General features: G+C 67.0%; 15 protein-coding genes. 6 read left to right on the forward strand and 9 right to left on the reverse strand.

The genetic code is table 11. The features are described from left to right. Positions 1-723: 723 nt before the first annotated feature. The 5 genes from queA to ACXU4B_RS07885 form a co-directional block, all read right to left on the reverse strand. Entirely contained in the window at positions 724-1,755 is a 1,032-nt protein-coding gene (gene queA, locus ACXU4B_RS07865) for a tRNA preQ1(34) S-adenosylmethionine ribosyltransferase-isomerase QueA (protein ID WP_131409341.1), read from the reverse strand. A 123-nt stretch (positions 1,756-1,878) separates the two neighbouring features. Then, entirely contained in the window at positions 1,879-2,481 is a 603-nt protein-coding gene (locus ACXU4B_RS07870) for a response regulator transcription factor (RefSeq protein WP_131409344.1), read from the reverse strand. A gap of 189 nt (positions 2,482-2,670) precedes the next feature. Further along, positions 2,671-3,891, reverse strand: a complete 1,221-nt coding sequence (locus tag ACXU4B_RS07875) for a sensor histidine kinase (protein WP_240734040.1) — start codon at positions 3,889-3,891, stop codon at positions 2,671-2,673. Positions 3,892-3,936: 45 nt separating this feature from the next. After that, positions 3,937-4,728, reverse strand: a complete 792-nt coding sequence (locus ACXU4B_RS07880; protein WP_131409348.1) for an ABC transporter permease — start codon at positions 4,726-4,728, stop codon at positions 3,937-3,939. Next, complete coding sequence (locus ACXU4B_RS07885; protein ID WP_131409351.1) at positions 4,728-5,639, reverse strand: ABC transporter ATP-binding protein; 912 nt, start codon at positions 5,637-5,639, stop codon at positions 4,728-4,730. Before ACXU4B_RS07885 ends, ACXU4B_RS07880 begins: the two co-directional genes overlap by 1 nt. Positions 5,640-5,925: 286 nt before the next feature. Between ACXU4B_RS07885 and ACXU4B_RS07890 the strand changes: the two genes are divergently transcribed. The 5 genes from ACXU4B_RS07890 (at position 5,926) to ACXU4B_RS07910 (ending at position 12,429) form a co-directional block, all read left to right on the forward strand. Then, positions 5,926-7,422: an aminotransferase class III-fold pyridoxal phosphate-dependent enzyme gene (locus ACXU4B_RS07890; protein ID WP_131409354.1), complete on the forward strand. Its 1,497-nt coding sequence runs from the start codon at positions 5,926-5,928 to the stop codon at positions 7,420-7,422. 131 nt (positions 7,423-7,553) lie between these two features. Beyond that, the gene (locus tag ACXU4B_RS07895; protein ID WP_131409357.1) at positions 7,554-7,910 is read left to right on the forward strand and encodes a PsiF family protein; all 357 of its coding nucleotides are present in this window, start codon (positions 7,554-7,556) and stop codon (positions 7,908-7,910) included. Positions 7,911-8,016: 106 nt separating this feature from the next. Beyond that, positions 8,017-8,658, forward strand: a complete 642-nt coding sequence (upp, locus tag ACXU4B_RS07900) for a uracil phosphoribosyltransferase (RefSeq protein ID WP_131409360.1) — start codon at positions 8,017-8,019, stop codon at positions 8,656-8,658. A 320-nt stretch (positions 8,659-8,978) separates the two neighbouring features. Continuing rightward, entirely contained in the window at positions 8,979-10,625 is a 1,647-nt protein-coding gene (locus tag ACXU4B_RS07905; RefSeq protein ID WP_131409362.1) for a methyl-accepting chemotaxis protein, read from the forward strand. 52 nt (positions 10,626-10,677) lie between these two features. After that, the gene (locus tag ACXU4B_RS07910) at positions 10,678-12,429 is read left to right on the forward strand and encodes a GGDEF domain-containing protein (RefSeq protein WP_240734041.1); all 1,752 of its coding nucleotides are present in this window, start codon (positions 10,678-10,680) and stop codon (positions 12,427-12,429) included. Positions 12,430-12,476: 47 nt separating this feature from the next. Here the strand turns inward: ACXU4B_RS07910 and pip are convergent, their stop codons facing one another. From pip to ACXU4B_RS07925, 3 genes are all read right to left on the reverse strand, one after another. Next, positions 12,477-13,433, reverse strand: a complete 957-nt coding sequence (gene pip / locus ACXU4B_RS07915; protein ID WP_131410451.1) for a prolyl aminopeptidase — start codon at positions 13,431-13,433, stop codon at positions 12,477-12,479. A 72-nt stretch (positions 13,434-13,505) separates the two neighbouring features. Further along, a complete protein-coding gene (locus tag ACXU4B_RS07920; protein ID WP_131409367.1) occupies positions 13,506-14,537 on the reverse strand; it encodes a YncE family protein in 1,032 nt (343 codons plus the stop codon). Between the two features lie 107 nt (positions 14,538-14,644). Then, a complete protein-coding gene (locus ACXU4B_RS07925) occupies positions 14,645-16,027 on the reverse strand; it encodes an FAD-binding oxidoreductase (protein WP_131409370.1) in 1,383 nt (460 codons plus the stop codon). Positions 16,028-16,150: 123 nt separating this feature from the next. On the opposite strand from ACXU4B_RS07925, the gene serA reads away from it, so the two are divergent. Beyond that, entirely contained in the window at positions 16,151-17,383 is a 1,233-nt protein-coding gene (serA, locus tag ACXU4B_RS07930) for a phosphoglycerate dehydrogenase (RefSeq protein WP_131409373.1), read from the forward strand. Between the two features lie 13 nt (positions 17,384-17,396). On the opposite strand, the gene ACXU4B_RS07935 is transcribed toward serA, so the two are convergent. Then, the gene (locus tag ACXU4B_RS07935; protein ID WP_131409376.1) at positions 17,397-17,621 is read right to left on the reverse strand and encodes a hypothetical protein; all 225 of its coding nucleotides are present in this window, start codon (positions 17,619-17,621) and stop codon (positions 17,397-17,399) included. Positions 17,622-17,927 lie beyond the last annotated feature (306 nt).

The raw sequence follows: 17,927 nt of genomic DNA on the forward strand, positions 1-17,927 counted from the left end.
AGCAAAAGAGGCCACCTCGATGTCACACCTTCCGGTGTCGCGCCGACGCGATCGGGCTCGCCTGCGGCGGGCTTCCGACCTCCTGCCGGAGGCCGGGTCACTTTTCTCTGTCTGGCCAGAGAAAAGTAACCAAAAGAGAGGCCACCCCGATGGCGCGCCTTCCGGGCTGACGCCCTCCAGGTGCGCGGGCGGGTTCCGGCGGTTTGTCGACAGGGCCTCCTGCCCTGACGACAAACTGGCCGGCATCCCTGCCGGCCACCCTTCGGGCTTTTGCCTCCACCCGCCCGCCGCGCCACAGGGGACATGAAGGGCAACCCCCCAGAGCAAAGTCAAAAGCAAAAGCCGAAGGCTCGAGCAGCGCTCCGCGCTGCTCGAGCCTTCGGCTTTTGACGTGCGGGGCCCCTGTGCGGCGGTGAGGGACGGACGATCAGGCCCGCAGGGGGATCGACAGGGATGTCGATCCCTTTTCGTCGGGGCAGGAGCCCCGTCGAAAAGCCCGGCCGGCCCTCACGGACTTGCCGGGCCATCGGCCCGGCAAGCGCCAAGCGGGGTGCTCTTTCTTTTGGTTACTTTTCTTTGAGCAAGCAAAGAAAAGTGACCCGGCGACCGGCAGGTCGTCGGAACCCCGCCGGAGGCGAGCCCGATCACCGCCACGCGGCAGATTCAGACACCCGCCCCTCACCCAAACCTCCCCCGGAGAGGAGAGGGAGTGAGCCCCGGTGCTTATGGGGACTGCGGCAGGATCAACATCGCATCGCCATACGAGAAGAACCGATACTTCTGCTCCACCGCGTGGCGATACGACTCGAGCATGAAGTCGCGCCCCGCCAGCGCCGACACCAGCATCAGCAAGGTCGATTGCGGCAAGTGGAAGTTGGTCAGCAGGCCGTCGATGCTGCTGAACTTGTAGCCGGGGAAGATGAAGATCTGCGTTTCGCCGGCGAAGGGCTGCAGCTCGCCGTCACGGCTGGCGCTTTCCAGTGCGCGCACCACGGTCGTGCCCACTGCAAAGACCCGGCCGCCTGCCGCTCGCGTGCGGCGGATCTGCTCCACAAGGCTCGCGCCGACGTTGAGCCACTCGCGGTGCATCTGGTGATCCTTGAGCTCTTCCGCACGCACGGGCTGGAACGTTCCGGCCCCGACGTGCAGGGTCACGTAGCCGAACTGCACGCCGCGCTCGCGCAGCAGCGCCAGCATGGCCTCGTCGAAATGCAGGCCCGCGGTCGGTGCGGCCACCGCGCCCGGCTCACGCGCGAACACCGTCTGGTAACGCTCCATGTCGCTGGCGTCGGCGCGGCGCTCGATGTACGGCGGCAAGGGCATCTCGCCGAGTTTCAGCAGCAGGCGCTCAAGGGAATCGGGCGACTCGAAGCGCAGGCGGAAGAACTGGCCCTCGCGCCCGAGCACGGTGGCATGGCTGCCATCGGCCAGCTCGATGCGGCCGCCCTCCTTCGGCTTCTTGCTCACGCCCAGTTGCACCATCGCCTCGTGCGCACCGGTGACCCGCTCGATCAGGATCTCCACCGCGCCGCCGGTCTCCTTGCGTCCGTACAGCCGCGCGGGCAGGACGCGGGTGTCGTTGAACACCAGCAGGTCGCCTTCGCGCAGGAACTCGGGCAGGTCACGGAACAGGCGGTCCTGGCGCGACTGTGCCTCGGCGTCGAGCACCAGCAGGCGGCTGGCCGAGCGTTCGGCCAGCGGCGCCTGGGCGATCAGCTCGGGCGGGAGTTCGAAATCAAAATCGGTTTTCTTCACGGCGGTGCTTGAACGTCGAATAGGACATTATCGCGCAAAACCCTGATTCGCCGGGGCCACGCGCGCCTCAAGCCTTGTTGCCGCACCGCTTTGCCGACTCGTGCGCCCGGCCACGCGGTCGGATCAGAGCCAACCTTTCTGGCGCGCCAGCCGGTACGCCTCGATGCGATTGGTGGCGCCCAGCTTGCCGATGGCCTCGGACAGGTAATTGCGCACGGTGCCATGCGAGAGGTTGAGCTGGCTGGCGATGTCATTGGCGGACTGCCCTTCGCCGGCCAGGCGCAGCACCTGGCGCTCGCGATCGTTGAGCGGGTCGGCTTCGGACCACGCCTCCAGCGCGAGCTGCGGATCGATCGCGCGGCCGCCCCGGTGCACCATGCGCAACGCCTCGGCGAGGTTCTCGGCCGGCGCATCCTTCAGCAGATAGCCGGACACGCCCGCATCCAGTGCGCGGCGCAGGAAGCCGGGGCGCGCAAACGTGGTCACGATGATCACCTTCATCGGCAATGCGTGGCGCTGGATGCGCTGGGCCAGTTCCAGCCCGGTCAGGCCAGGCATTTCGATATCCGTCACCAGCACGTCGGGCTTGAGGCGCTGCAACTCGCGCCACGCTTCCTCGCCATCGGCGGCCGAACCAAGCACGTCGATATCCGATTCGAGGTTCAGCAGTGCGGACAATGCGCCGCGCACCATGGCCTGGTCTTCGGCCAGCATCACCCGAATCATGCGGCGCTCCCGCCGGTCATGCTCGTGCGCCTGGCGTCCAGTCGCGATGGCCACCCGAAGCGCGAATGCCTGCCCATGTTCCGGCCCTGCGTGCCGCGCGTTCCGTCGTCGCTGATCTGCATGTGTCGATGCCCTGCCTGGTTGATAAGCCGCGCGCCGCTCCCGCAGACGCACGTTGCCCGCCGACGATCATGTGGCCTGCCGTTCCTGCCCGGTCCACCGCGCTGCCTGGACCGCCTCTTGCGGCGCAGGCGCAGCGCCCTTGTCCCACGGCAGCGTGCGCACCCGCAGCGGCACGCTGATCACCAGGCGCGTACCGAGGCCGGTGGGCGATTCGATGTCCAGCGTGCCGCCCAACGCCCGCACACGCTCGCGCATGCCGTTGAGTCCATTGCCATGGCCGTCGATACCGCCGCGTCCATTGTCTTCGATGCACAGACGCAGCACGTGGTTGACGACGACGGTGGTGACCCGTGCCTGCGTGGCGCGTGCGTGGCGCGCGATGTTGGTGACCGCCTCGCGCAACACCAGCGCGAGGCCGCGCTCCACATCCACCGGCAGCGACGGCGGCAGCTCGCCGCACTCGAGCGTCACCGCCGACGATTCCAGCATCAGGCGCGCTGCGGCCAGCTCGGCGGCAAGGTCGGTGGCCCGGATGCCACTGACGGCGGCACGTACTTCGGACAGCGCATGTCGCGCCACGCGTTCCGCCTCTTCCATTTCGCGCCGCGCCGCCTCGCTGTCGCGGTCGCGGTCGAACAGCTTGCGCGACAACTCAAGTTTCAGCGTGATCAGCGAAAGCGTGTGGCCCAGCAAGTCGTGCAGGTCGCGGCCGATGCGTTCGCGTTCGGCCGTGGCGGCAAGCCGGCGCACCTCGTCGTGGGACAGGCGCAGCTCGGCGTCCTTCTCCTCGCTGATGCGCTCGGCGTTCACCACCATGCCGACCACGAAGGTAGTGAAGGGGATCGATATCACCGCCTGCCACGGGTAGTGCAGCAGCCACGCCTCGGTCAGGCACGCCACGTTGAGCACGGCGAGCGCCTGCATGTAGTGGCGCAGGCTCATGCGGGCGCTGCACAGCATCACGCAGCCATAGACGAAGTAGGTGAGCGCGCTGGGATACCACGGCAACAACGCGAACGTCATGGCGATGAGCACCAGCGCATAGCGATAGGACTCGCGTCGCGAGGAGACGCAGCACTTGGCGTACAGCAGCAGGAAGGCCGGATAGCTCAGCAGGGTCAGCCATACCCAGGTCCAGGTGAATTCGCCGAAGGCGGGAACCAGGAAGACCCAGAACGACCACAACAGGTGCACCGAATCCAGCCAGGGCGATTTGCCCTTGCGCACGTTGTAGGCCACCAGCGAATCCGGCGCAGGATTGAACCAGGCACGTATGGATTGGCGCACGGTCCCCACCTCCCTTGAGCGCTGACGCTGTCCCGACATGCTACTTCAACCGACCCGCCGCAGGCGCCGCGCCGCCAGCAGGCAGAAGGCAATGGTGTACCCCGCCAGCACCAGCACGTGCGGCCACACGGCGACGCGAGCGAGGCCAAGCGCGGCCAGTGCCAGCGGCTGCAGATGCGCGCTCGGCCACAGCGGGGCGATCTTCTGCAACACCGTCGGCAGCATCGGCAGCGGAATCCACAGGCCGGACAGGAACGACATCGGCAGGTAGATCAGGTTGAGCACGCCCGGCGCCCCCTGCCCCTTCACCAGCACGCCGACGAACATGCCCATGGCACAGAACGGCAGCACGCCAAGCATGCCGGTGAGCAGTAGCAGGCCGGCCTGCGCCACCGAGATGCTCACGTGCGCCAGGCCGACCGCCATCACGAGCAGCCCCGCGACCACCCCGGCGGCCGCCAGCATCGCCATCAGCATCTTGCCCAGCAGGTAGGCGCCTGCAGGCATGGGCAGCGCACGCTTGAGCATCAGCAGGCCATTGTCGCGCTCGGCCGCGATCGACACGCCAAAGCCGAACAGGCCCGGACTCATCACGCCGAACACACCGTAGCTGGCGAGCAGGTAGCGGGCCGTATCGGCGTTGCCCCCATGATTCATCACGATGCCGAACAGCAGGTAGAACATGGTCGGAAACAGCATCACCGGCAGCATGAAGCCCGGCGCGCGGAAATAGCGCAGGCATTCGCTGCGTGCTTCGGCGACATAGGCGCCAAGCTCGCAACGCCAGGACATGCGGCCATCGCCGGTGGACCAGATGATCGTGTGGTCGGCATCCATCAGGCGGCCTCCTGTTCCATCGGCTCGCGGGTCATTTCGGTGAACGCCTCGGCGAGCCCGGCGCGCAGCACTTCCAGTCCAGCTAAGCCAGGGTCTGCATCCAGCAGGCGGCGCAGCACGCTCTCCGGCGCATCGGTGCGGATATCCAATCGGCCGCGATCACTGTCCACCGCGGATACATGCGGCCGGCAGGCAATGGCGCCGGCGTCGAGGTCGCTAACGCAGCGGATGCGGGCAAGCGAAACGCGTGAGCGCAATGCATCGACGCTGCCCTCGCTGAGCACGCGCCCCTTGGCCAGCACGACCACGCGCTGCGCCAGCGCCTCGGCTTCCTCGAGGTAATGGGTGGTGAGCACCACGGCGCAGCCTTCCGCGACCAGCGCGCGAATGGCCGTCCACAGCTTCTGCCGCGCGTCGATGTCCATGCCGACGGTCGGCTCGTCCAGAAACAGCAACTCGGGGCGCCCGCACAGGGCCAACGCGAATTGCACGCGTCGCTGCTGACCACCCGACAGCCCGGCGTAACGACGCGGCAAAAGGTCGCTGACCCCGGCCAGCTCCGCGGTTTCGGCCAGCGTTCGCGGCGCGGGGTAGTAGCTCATGGTCAGGCGCAACAGTTCCGCCACGCTCAACGTGGAAGGCAGGTTCGCCGACTGCAGCATCACGCCCACGCGCCGGCGCGCCTCGATATGCTGCGGATCCCTGCCAAACAGCTCCACGCGTCCGGCATCGGCACGCGTCAGCCCGAGCAGCAAGCCGATCGCCGTGCTCTTGCCTGCGCCGTTGGGACCCAGCAAAGCGAGTAGTTCGCCGCGGTGCAACATGAGGTCGAGACCGTCCAGCGCCGTTAAGTTGCCGTAACGTTTGACTGCGCCAGCCAGGCTGGCGACCGCGGTAAGCTGCTGTGTCATGGGCCCTCCTCCTTGGCCGCCATGCTAGGCGCGGCAAGGATTTGCCCGCAGTCGCCAGCGTCAGCCAACGCAGGTGACAAGCGTCACCCGGGGTACCGGCGGCGACACGGCCGGGTTATGCTCAGGTGGCCGTTGCACTGCCACATCCCCGTTGGAACGCAGTGCGGCAATGGCTCTCGCGAGCCGTGGAGACGCTGGGTCTTGACGCGTTTCCACCATGCATTCATTGACACATCGACGCGCATGCCAGCGGGACGGCGGGCCAGTCGATCTTGAGGAGAAACCCATGGGCGTGATTGATCAGCTGCGCGAACTGCGCGAATTCGGCGGAGCGCCGCAGACCACCGGCCTGGACGACGCCACCATCGAACGCTTTGCCGCCAGCCATCCGCAGCTGGCCCAGGCGATCGAGGAAGCCGTCGCGCGCCATCGCGAGCTGCGTGCGGAACTGGGTGATTTCCTCAGGCTCGACGAAGCGGAGCAGCTGGCGCAGTCGCAGGCCGAGTTCGTCAATTTCTATCCGGACGACGCCATCAACCGCTACCTGCCGGCCGCAGCGCGTGGCCCGTGGGTCGTCAGCCTCAAGGGTGCGGTGATCCACGACAACGGTGGCTACGGCATGCTCGGCTTCGGCCACAACCATCCGGCCATCGATGCCGCGCTGGCGCGTCCGCAAGTGATGGCCAACGTGATGACGCCGAGCATCTCGCAGATGCGCTTCACCCAGGCCATGGATCGCGAACTGGGCCGCAACCGCGGCAGCAATCCCTACACGCGTTACCTGTGCCTCAATTCCGGTTCGGAGTCGGTCGGCCTGGCCTGCCGCATCGCGGACGTCAACGCCAAGCTGATGACCGATGCCGGCGGCCGCCACGCGGGACGCACCATCAAGCGCCTCGCGGTGAAGGGTGCGTTCCACGGCCGCACCGACAAGCCGGCGCTGTACTCCGACTCCACGCGCAAGACCTACCTGCAGCACCTGGCCAGCTACCGCAACGAAGACACGTTGCTGACCGTGCAGCCGTACGACGTAGCGCAGCTCGAAGCGGCATTCGCCGATGCCGAGAAGCATGGCTGGTTCATCGAGGCGATGTTCCTCGAACCGGTGATGGGCGAAGGCGATCCGGGTCGCGCGGTGACACCCGAGTTCTACCAGAAGGCCCGCGCGCTCACCGAAGCACATGGCAGCCTGCTGCTGGTCGACTCCATCCAGGCGGGCCTGCGCGCGCATGGCGTGCTGTCGATCACCGACTACCCGGGCTTCGAGAAGCTCGCGCCGCCGGACATGGAAACGTTCTCCAAGGCGCTCAACGCGGGCCAGTACCCGCTGTCGGTGCTGGCAGTCAGCGAGCGCACGGCCGGCCTTTACCGCAAGGGCATCTACGGCAACACGATGACGGCCAACCCGCGCGCCCTGGACGTGGCACTGGCGACGCTCGGCGAACTGACCGCCGACGTGCGCGACAACATCCGCGTGCGTGGCCATGAGTTCGTCGACAAGCTCAATGCGCTGAAGAACGAACTCGGCGGCCTCATCACCAAGGTGCAGGGCACTGGCCTGCTGTTCTCCTGCGAGCTGGCGCCGGAGTTCAAGTGCTATGGCGCCGAGTCCATCGAGGAATACATGCGCGAGCGTGGCGTGGGCGTGATCCATGGCGGCACCAACTCGCTGCGTTTCACCCCCCACTTCCTGGTGACCAGCGCCGAAGTGGACCTGGTGGTGTCGCACGTGCGCCAGGCGCTGCTGGAAGGCCCACGCAAGCTCAAGGCCGAAGCGGCCTGACGCCGGGTCGATACCTGCGACGATGCTGAACGCAGCGCACCGCAGGTCGCCCTGCCCCCTCCCGCCCGATGCACCGGCGAGCATAGACTTGCGCCACCGGCAGCAGCCGGTCATCCCAGGAGGGTACGCACATGTCCTCGCGTTTGAGCCTGATGATTGCCAGCGTTGCGCTGGCCTTTGCCGCCTCCACCGCTTTTGCCGCGGAGCCGGCTGCCAGCAGCAGTGCAGCCGCCAAGGCACCCAACTCGCAGCAGCAACGCATGGCCGACTGCAACAAGCAGGCGACCGGCAAAAAGGGTGACGACCGCAAGACGTTCATGAGCAGCTGCCTGAAGGGCGAGGCACCGGCCGCCCCGGCCAAGCAGACGCAGCAGGAGAAGATGAAGTCCTGCAATGCCGATCCGCAGGCCAAGTCGCTCAAGGGCGATGCCCGCAAGGAGTTCATGAGCACCTGCCTGAAGGGCGACGCGGCCCCGGCTGCGCACTAAATCCATGGTTTAAGCCATGAGGGTGCCGGCGACGCCCGACACCCTTTTTGTGCCCGCCACGCGGCGTAGGCGACAATCGCGCCAGCTTTCGCCGCCGGGGTCCCGCATGAAGATCGTCGAAGTCCGCCACCCGCTCATCCAGCACAAGCTTGGCCTGATGCGCCGTGCCGGCATCAGCACCAAGGAATTCCGCGAGCTCGCTTCCGAAGTCGCCGCCTTGCTGACCTACGAGGCCACCAAGGACCTGGAGACCATCGAGCAATCCATCGAAGGGTGGGCTGGCCCGCTGACCGTGCACCAGATCAAGGGCAAGAAGATCACCATCGTGCCGATCCTGCGCGCCGGCCTTGGCATGTTGCCGGGCGTGCTCGACCTCATTCCCGCAGCCAAGGTCAGCGTGGTCGGCCTGCAGCGCGACGAGGAAACGCTCAAACCCGTCACCTACTACGAAAAGCTCACCGGTCGCATGGACGAACGCATCGCGCTGATCGTCGACCCCATGCTGGCCACCGCGGGCACCCTGGTGGCCACGGTGGACATGCTCAAGGCCGCCGGATGCAGGCGCATCAAGGGACTGTTCCTGGTGGCGGCGCCCGAAGGGCTCAAGCGGATCGAGGCTGCCCATCCCGACATCGAGATCTATACGGCCGCCATCGACGAGCGGCTCAACGAACACGGCTACATCCTGCCCGGGCTCGGCGACGCCGGCGACAAGATCTTCGGCACCAAGCCGCTGCCAGCCAGCTGAGCAGGCGCCGGACGACCGGCCTCGGGCGGACCACACGCCACTGCTGCCGGAACGGCGGCCTGACCTTCCTTCGCGTCTTCCGCCTTGCTTCCACACACCGGCCTCGCCGCCCGCGGCGGGGCCTTAGTTCCGTGGGGGTAATGGGAAGTGCCGCACAAAAGTCATCGGAACGTCATCTCGGCATGACATTTTTGCCGCAGCTTTCCGCCCGCCAGACAACAACCTAACGAATTGTTTTAACTGCTCTTTTTTGCCATCGGCAGCTAAAGTTGCAGCGCGGTGAGCCGACAGCACATGCAGTGCCCTCACCAGACGACCCCATGTTCAACCGACACTCGTGGATCTACGGACTGACCCTGCGCCAGCGCCTGCTGCTGCGCCTGTTGTCCATTCTCGGCCTGCTCGCCGTGATGTGCGCTGCCGGCGTCGTGCAGTTGCACCGTGCCGATACCCGCATCCAGAGCCTCGTGGAAGGCTCGCTCAGCCCGGTGGCCGATGTCGGCCGCTTGCAGAACGACTACAACAGCAGCCTGCAGGTACTGGTGCATGCGGTGCTTTCGCAGTTGCCGTCGGCAGTGGAGGACGCACACACGCGCATCCATGCCGATCGCGTGGACGCCGAACGCCACTGGAGGCCCTTGCTGGCCAGCGAGCTGGCACAGGAACAGGCCCAGGCGTTGAAGCTCACCGCCGGGCATCGTGCGGAAGCCGACCGCACCATCGACGAAACGCTAGCCCTGCTCGATGCCGGCCAGTTCGAGCTGGGCGCGCTGAAGTTGAGCACGGAAGTGCAACCCGCCTACGAGCCGCTGCAGAGCGACTTCGGCAACCTGTTCCAGGCCGCGCTGGCCAAGGGCAACGACCAGGTGCAGAGGCAGCGCCAGGCCGATCGCCAGGGCATGATCATCCTGCTCGCCTTGCTTGGCATGACGCTGCTGCTGGTCGTCGTGCTGGACGTGACCCTGATGCGAACGCTGATGCGGCGGCTGGACCTCGCCATGCAGGTGGCGCAGCGCATCGCCTCGGGCGCGCTGGGCGAGCGCGTGGATGTCGGCGTGAACGATGAACTCGGCCGGCTGCTGCGCGCGCTCGCCTCGATGGATGCACAACTGACTGACGTGCTGGTCCAGGTACGCGCCAGTGCCCGCTCGGTAGACGAGCGCGCCCATCGTCTTGCACACGACAACCAGGCCTTGAGCCAGCGCACCCAGGCGCAGGCCGCCAGCCTCGAGCAGACCGCCAGCTCGATGGCGCACATGGCCCAGACGGCCGTGGAAGGCGCGGGACATGCCGACGGCGCCGCCCACGCGGCGAGCGAGGCCGTGAATCACGTCGACCAGGGTCGCCAGGTCGCCGACGAAGCTTCCGATTCCATGCACGACATCCAGCAGGCCAGCCACGCCATTGCCGAGATCGTCGACCTGGTCGACAGCATCGCCTTCCAGACCAACCTGCTTTCGCTCAATGCTGCCATCGAGGCGGCCCATGCCGGCGAGCGCGGGCGTGGATTTGCGGTGGTGGCCGCCGAAGTGCGCCAACTCGCCCGCAAGTGCGTGGAGGCCGGCCAGGAGATCCGCCGGCTCGCCACGCGCAGCACCGAGGCCGCGGCCGTCGCACGGATGAAGGTCGCGCGGTCCGGCGAGTCGCTGGACGGCATCCTGCAGAGCATCACGCGCGTATCGGGCCTGGTCTCGCGGATGTCGGGCGCCGGCCAGTCGCAGGTCAGCGGGATTACCCAGGTCAACCGCGCCGTCACCGAGATGGACCGGATCACCCAGGCCAATGCCGGCCTGGTGGAGAACATCAACGTCACCGGTCGCGAGCTGGCCACGGACGCCGAGGCGCTGCTGCGCCAGGTTGCCTACTTCGTTCTGCCCGATGACCGGCACGACCACCACGGGCAGGCGCATGACGCACCGCCCCCACCCGCAGTGACGCGCATGCATCAGGCTGCCGCGGCAGCCTGACCACGGCCAGGGCATGACAGCCAACCTCCTCCGCACCGAATCCAGGCGTGCCATGCTCGAGCGTGCCCTCGCCGCCGGAAGCCTCACGCCGGTGTTCCAGCCGCTGGTGCGCGCCGACACGCTGGAAGTGGTCGGGCACGAAGGCCTGAGCCGCTGCGCCTTCATGCCTGCCGACTTTTCCATCCTCGACCTGCTCGACCTCGCGCGCACGGAGGGACGCCTCGCGGACGTGGAGCTGCATGCGGCACGCACGATCTGCCAAGAATTCGTGGCGCATGCCAGCACCGGCAGGCTGCTGGTGAACCTCAGCGCGCACGCGATCCTGCAAGACGCGTTGCGCCCGGACGACGTGCTGGCCACGCTCACGGCCAGCGGGCTGGACCCGGCGCGCGTGACCATCGAAGTGACCGAGCGCGACGTGGTGGAAAATCCGGCGCGCCTGGCACACGCACTGGGCTACCTGCGCGCGCACGGCATGCGCATCGCGCTCGATGATTTCGGCAACGGCCACTCCAACTTCGAGATGTGGAACGAGATCCATCCGGACGTCGTCAAGATCGACCGCTACCTCATCAATGGCCTGTCGCGCAGCGCGGGCCGGCTCGCCATCGTCCGCGCCCTGTGCCAGGTCGCCGAGACACTGGGAACCGACCTGGTCGGTGAAGGCGTGGAGGATCCGGCCGACCTGCGCCTGCTGCGCGACCTCGGCATTCCCTATGCACAGGGCTTCCTGATCGGTCGGCCGGCGCCGGTGCCCGTCATGGAAGCAAGCGCCGAAGCAAAGCAGGTGCTGCGCACCTTGTCGGTTTCCGTGCCACCGCGCCCGCGCGGCCCGATCACGCAACGCCCGACGCAAGTCAGCCACCTCCTGCTCGAAGCGCCCTCGGTCGATCCGGGGCAGACCAACGAGGAAGTCATGGCCTTGTTCGTCGATCACCCGGAACTGCACGCCGTGGCCGTGGTGAGGGAAGGACATCCGATCGGGCTGATCAACCGCCGTCTTGTCAACGAACGCATGGCCCAGCCTTTCGCACGCGAACTGCTGGCGCGAAAGTCATGCACGGCTCTGATGAACACCGCACCGCTGGTCTGCGACGAACAGCGCAGCCTCGAGAGCCTGGCCGACGTGCTGCGCGGACAGGACCAGCGTTACCTCAGCGACGGTTTCATCGTTACCCATGCCGGCATGTATCGCGGGCTGGGCACCGGCGAGGCCCTCGTGCGTCGCGTCAGCGAATTGCGCATTGACGCCGCACGCCATGCCAATCCGCTGACCTTCCTGCCCGGCAATATCCCCACCACCGAACACCTCGAGCGCCTGCTCGATGGCAGTGAGCGATTCGCGGTGGTGCACGTGGACCTGACGGATTTCAAACCGTTCAACGATCACTACGGCTACTCGCGCGGTGACGAGATGATCCGCCTGTTGTCGAGCCTGTTGAGCGAGCACGTGGACGGCGCGCTCGACTTCGTCGGCCATATCGGCGGCGACGATTTCGTGGTGCTGTTCCAGAGCGCCGACTGGGCTGCGCGATGCCGGCGCATCATCACGGCATTCAATGCGCGCGCGCCGCTGCTGTTCGACCCCGACGATATCGCGCGTGGCGGCCTGCGCGGCAAGGACCGGCGCGGCCAGACGCAGTTCTTTCCCTTCACCACCGTGGTCATGGGCGCGGTCGAACTCTCGCCACCGCTGCCGCAGCGCGTGCAATCGATCGCCACGCTGGCGGCCCGGGCCAAGCGCCACGCGAAACGCGCCAACGGCGGCCTGCACGTCTTCGTGCGTGCAGGCGCCACGGCGTAGGCGCGCGCCCGTGGCCCGATCCGGGCCGCTGCGCGCACCACGGACCATCAGCCGCGGAAACGATCCGTCGCCTGCACCAGCTCCGAGATATTGCCCGGTTCGAAGGCCGAGTGGCCGGCGTCCTGCACGATGCGCAGGTCGGCTTCCGGCCAGGCGCGATGCAGGTCCCACGCACTGCGCATGGGGCACACCACGTCATAACGCCCCTGCACGATCACGGCCGGAATCTTGCGGATCCGCTCCACGTTGCGCAGCAACTGGTCGTCGTGCTCGAAGAAGCCGCCGTGCACGAAGTAGTGGCACTCGATGCGCGCAAAGGCGAGTGCGAACTCGTCCTCGCCGCTCGACTCGATATAGCCGGGGTCCTGCCACAGATAGCTGGTGGCGCCCTCCCAGACCGACCAGGCGCGCGCCGCATTCAGGCGCACCTGCGGGTCATGGCTGGTCAGGCGGCGATGGTAGGCACTCATCAGGTCGCCGCGCTCGGCTTCGGGGATGGCCTTGAGGTACGACTCCCACACATCCGGATACAGCGCATCGCAGCCTTTCTGGTAGAACCATTCCAGTTCCCAGCGGCGCAGCATGAAGATGCCGCGCAGCACCAGCTCGGTGACGCGATCCGGATGGGTCTGTGCATAGGCCAGCGCCAGCGTGGAACCCCACGAACCGCCGAAGACCTGCCACTGGTTGATGCCGAGGTGCGTGCGCAAACGCTCGATGTCGTTGACCAGGTGCCAGGTGGTGTTGTCGGTCAGCTCGGCATGCGGGGTGGACTTGCCGCAGCCGCGCTGGTCGAACAGCACGATGCGATAGACGGCCGGATCAAAGAAACGACGGCACTTCGGGTTGGTGCCGCCGCCGGGGCCGCCATGCAGGAACACCACCGGCTTGCCGTTCGGATTGCCGCTCTGCTCGTAGTACATCGTGTGCAGCTCGGAGACCTTGAGCATGCCGCTGTCGAACGGCTCGATCTCTGGATAAAGGGTACGCAGCGCCTGCGACATGCTCATGCTCCTGAACCAACGGGGGACGGCCAATAAGGCTAGCACGGCTCCCCGCTGGCGGCGGTGCAGGCGTCAGGGACGCCCCACCGTCAGCACCGTGAAACTGTCGGGCACCATCGCCGGCCGGCCACCGCCGGCGGCCGGCGGCGACACCCACTGTGCCGCCGACAGGTACAGGCGGTGCCGTTGCGCGTCGAGGGCCAGCGTGCGCGCGCTCGGTTGCGTGGGAATGGTGGCCGCCACGCTGTAGTGATCGGCATCGTCCTGATGCACGGCCGTGATCGTGCCGCTTTCGCCGTTGGAGCTGAACACCATGGACGAGCCCGCGTCGAACACCACCGCGTCCGGACCCTCGCCAATGGGCACGCTCGCCACCAGCCGGCCACTGTCGGCATCGACCACCGCCATCAGCTGGTTGTCGCACACCGAGAACAGCCGGTGCTTGGCCGTGTCGATGGCCAGCCCGCTGGGTGACTCGCACTTGCCCAGCTTCCAGCTGGCGACCACGGCGTTGCTGTGGCTGTCGATCTTCACCAGCTCGGCGCGATCTTCCACGTTCACATAGACATGACCCGCCTCGTCGGTCACCGCGAACTCGGGCTTGCCCGCCAGCGCGATGGTCGCCACCACCGCGTTGCGCGCCGGGTCAATCACGCTGACCGAATGCCCTTTGCCGTTGAAGGTGAGCACGTGCTTCGACGACGCGTCATAGAGGATGGCATCGGGCTTCTCGCCGGTGCCGGTGATGGTGGCGAGCACGGCCAGCGAGGCCAGGTCGAACACCGTCACCGAAGCCGTCTGCCCGTTGCTGGTATAGCCGCGGCCGAGCTCGGGGTCCAAGGCAATGCCATGGACGCTGGACGTACCCGGAATGGTGCCGATCAGCTTGTCCTGGTCCACGTCGACCACCTGCACGCGATCGCCACGACTCACGAACAGGTGGCGGTGCTGCGCATCGAAAGTCAGGTAGTCCCAGCCGCCCGGCCCACCCAGCGGCAGGCGTGACAGCACGCGGTAGTCGGCCGGCGGCGCAGCCGCGGCCACGTGGGAGGCGCCCAGCACGAGCAGGGCCGAGGCCAGGGCGATGCGTAGAGGTCTTTGCATGGTCGGAGCCATCCGGGCCAAAGGTCCGCTGAGCATGCCCCAACCGCCTTAGCGCCGCCTTAGGGCCGCCCGTGGGCGGGGTGCGGGGCCTGCGCAGACGTCCCGGCCTATTCGAACAGCTTGCCCGGATTGAGGATGCCCCTGGGATCGAACACCTGCCGCACGCCACGCATCAAGGCGATCTCCGCCTCGCTGCGCGTGCTGCCCAGATAGGCCCGCTTCACCAGCCCGATGCCGTGCTCCGCCGAGATGCTGCCGCCATGGCGCTGCAGGGTATCGGCCAGCAACCTGGTGACGCGCTCGCACTGCGCGATGAAGTCGTCCTCGGCCAGCTCGGCCGGACGCAGCACATTGATATGCAGGTTGCCGTCGCCGATATGGCCGAACCACACCACGTCAAAGTGGGGATATTCCCGCGCCAGCAGGCTTTGGATTTCCTGCAGGAAGGCCGGCAGGGCACTGATGCGCAGCGAAATGTCGTTCTTGTACGGGCGATGCGGCGACAGACTCTCGGTGATGCCTTCGCGCAGCCGCCACAGCGCGGCGGCCTGCGCCTCGCTCTGCGCCATCACGCCATCGCTGATCCAGCCACGCTCCATGCCCAGCTCGAAGGCCGCCAGCGCGGCGTCCCGGGATGCCTCGTCAGCGTCGAACTCGGTGACCACGTAATACGGATGCTCGCCGTCGATGGCGCGCTGCGCGCCGTGCGCCAGCACGTGTTTCAGGGCGGCATCGGTGAAGAATTCAAACGCCTGCAGCGTGAGCCGCGCCCGGAACAGCGCGAACACCGCCATCAGCGCGTCCATGTCCGGCAGGGCCAACAACATCACCTGCGATGGCGGCGGCGGATCGGTCAGCCGCAGGCTCGCCTCGACCACCACGCCCAGCGTGCCCTCCGAGCCGATCATCAGCTGGCGCAGGTCGTAGCCGCTGGAATTCTTGATCAGGCCACGATTGAGCTGCAGCAGTTCGCCATTGCCGGCCACCACGGTGAGCCCGGCGATCCATTCGCGCGTATTGCCGTAACGGATCACCCGGATGCCGCCCGCGTTGGTGGCGATATTGCCGCCGATGGAACAGGAACCGCGGGCGGCGAAATCCACGGGATAGACCAGGCCGTGCTCGCGCGCCGCCTCATGCACGGCATGCAAGGTCATGCCCGCCTGCACGCTCAGGGTGCGGTCGACCGCATCGAAGCCCAGCACGCGGTTCATCCGCTCCACGCTCAACACCAGTTCGCCGCTGGCCGCCACCGCCCCGCCGGAGAGCCCGGTGCGCCCGCCCGAGGGCACGATCGCCACGCCCTGCTCGTTCGCCCAGGCCATGATGGCCTGCACCTCGGCGACTTCGGCGGGCAGCGCGATGGCCAGCGGTTTAGGCGTCCAACGCCGGGTCCAGTCGCGCCCGTAGTGCTCCAGGTCGGCCGGGTCGGTCAGCAGGCGAAGATTGGGCAGCCGGTGGATGAGGTCGGCCAGGCGAGCATCGGTCATGAAAGCGGTCCCCACGGTAAGGGCCAGCCTGCCAGCGGCGGGCCGCAGCGTCCAGTGCTGCGATGCCGCAAAAACGTCCCGAGGTCTGGCATAGTGAAGTCGTCCTCTCCTGCGCAACGGCCCATGAAGACCTCGTTCCCGAAACAAGACATCAAGGTGCTCCTGCTTGAAGGTGTCAGCCGCAGCGCCGTGGATGCCTTCCATCGCGCCGGCTACAGCCAGCTTGAATTCCATGAAAAAGCCTTGCCCGAGGCCGATCTCAAGGCCCGCATCGCCGACGCCCACATCGTCGGCATCCGCTCGCGCACCCATCTGACGGACGACGTGCTTCAGCAGGCTAAACGGCTGATTGCCGTGGGCTGTTTCTGCATCGGCACGAACCAGGTGGACCTGGGCGCCGCCCGCCGCCTCGGCGTGCCCGTGTTCAACGCGCCCTACTCCAACACCCGCAGCGTGGCCGAGCTGGTCATCGCCGAGACCATCATGCTGTTGCGCGGCGTTCCGCAGAAGAACGCGCTATGCCATCGCGGCGGCTGGACCAAGTCGGCGGCCGGCAGCTTCGAGGCCCGCGACAAGGTGCTGGGCATCGTCGGCTACGGCCACATAGGCACCCAGGTCGGCGTGCTGGCCGAAAGCCTCGGCATGCGGGTGATCTTCCACGACATCGAATCCAAGCTCTCGCTGGGCAACGCGCGCGCCGCCGACAGCCTCGAAGACCTGCTGGAACGCGCCGACGTGGTGACCCTGCACGTGCCCGAAACGCCGGCGACCCAGATGATGATGGGCGTCGCCCAGCTGTCGCGCATGCGCGAAGGCGCACTGCTCATCAATGCCTCGCGTGGCACGGTGGTCGACATCGACGCGCTGGCCGCCGCGCTGCGCTCGGGCCATCTGGCAGGTGCCGCGGTCGACGTGTTCCCGGTGGAGCCCAAGGGCAATGACGACGCCTTCGTTTCGCCGCTGGTGGGCATGGACAACGTCATCCTCACCCCGCACATCGGCGGCAGCACGCTGGAAGCCCAGGACAATATCGGCATCGAAGTAGCCAGCAAGCTGGTGCGCTACAGCGACAACGGCTCGACCCTGTCGGCGGTGAACTTCCCCGAAGTGTCGTTGCCCGAGCACCCGCGCAGCCGACGCCTGCTGCACATCCACCGCAACGTGCCCGGCGTGCTCTCGCGCATCAACGAACTGTTCTCGTCAGGCAACATCAACATCGACGCCCAGTTCCTGCAGACCGACAGCGAAGTGGGCTACGTGGTGATCGACGTGGCCGCCGATGAACGGCAGTCCGGCGTACTGAAGGACCAGCTCGCCGCGATTCCGGGCACGCTGCGCAGTCGCGTGCTGTACTGACCCGGAACCTCGCCTAGCGGCGGCGAAACACGCGCAGGATGGCCCGCATGTTGCGCCGGTCCATCTTGCCCAGGCCCATGGCCGCGCCACGCGCCTCGGTTTCGGAGCGATAGCGATAGCTGGTCTGGCCATACCGACCGGGAATCGCCTCACCCGCAGTCACCAGGTTCCAGTGGCCCTGCCACTGGCCGTCGGTATCCGGCCCGAGTGCCCACGTTTCGACGCTGATGGAACTCATGAGAGTTGCCTGCCGGGGTGTCTGCCCACGCTAGTCCTCCTGCGGGCAAGTTACAACGCTCGCCAGATCGCATAACAAAACTGTCCGCGGGAAGGAGTAGGCTCAACGGACTGGGTGTTGCTGACGCCTGCATCAGGTCCGCCACCCTCGACTTACTCCTCGCCTTCATCGGGAGCAGGCCTGGCCTCAACCAAGCGCCGCCCGGCATCCGTCTGCGCAAAGTTGATCTCGGTCGTGATGGACGCGCCGCCCTGCGAGCACGTTCCGACACGGCTCCATGCGTTCCAGACGGCTGGCCCGTGATCG

Source organism: Dyella soli (assembly GCF_054482295.1).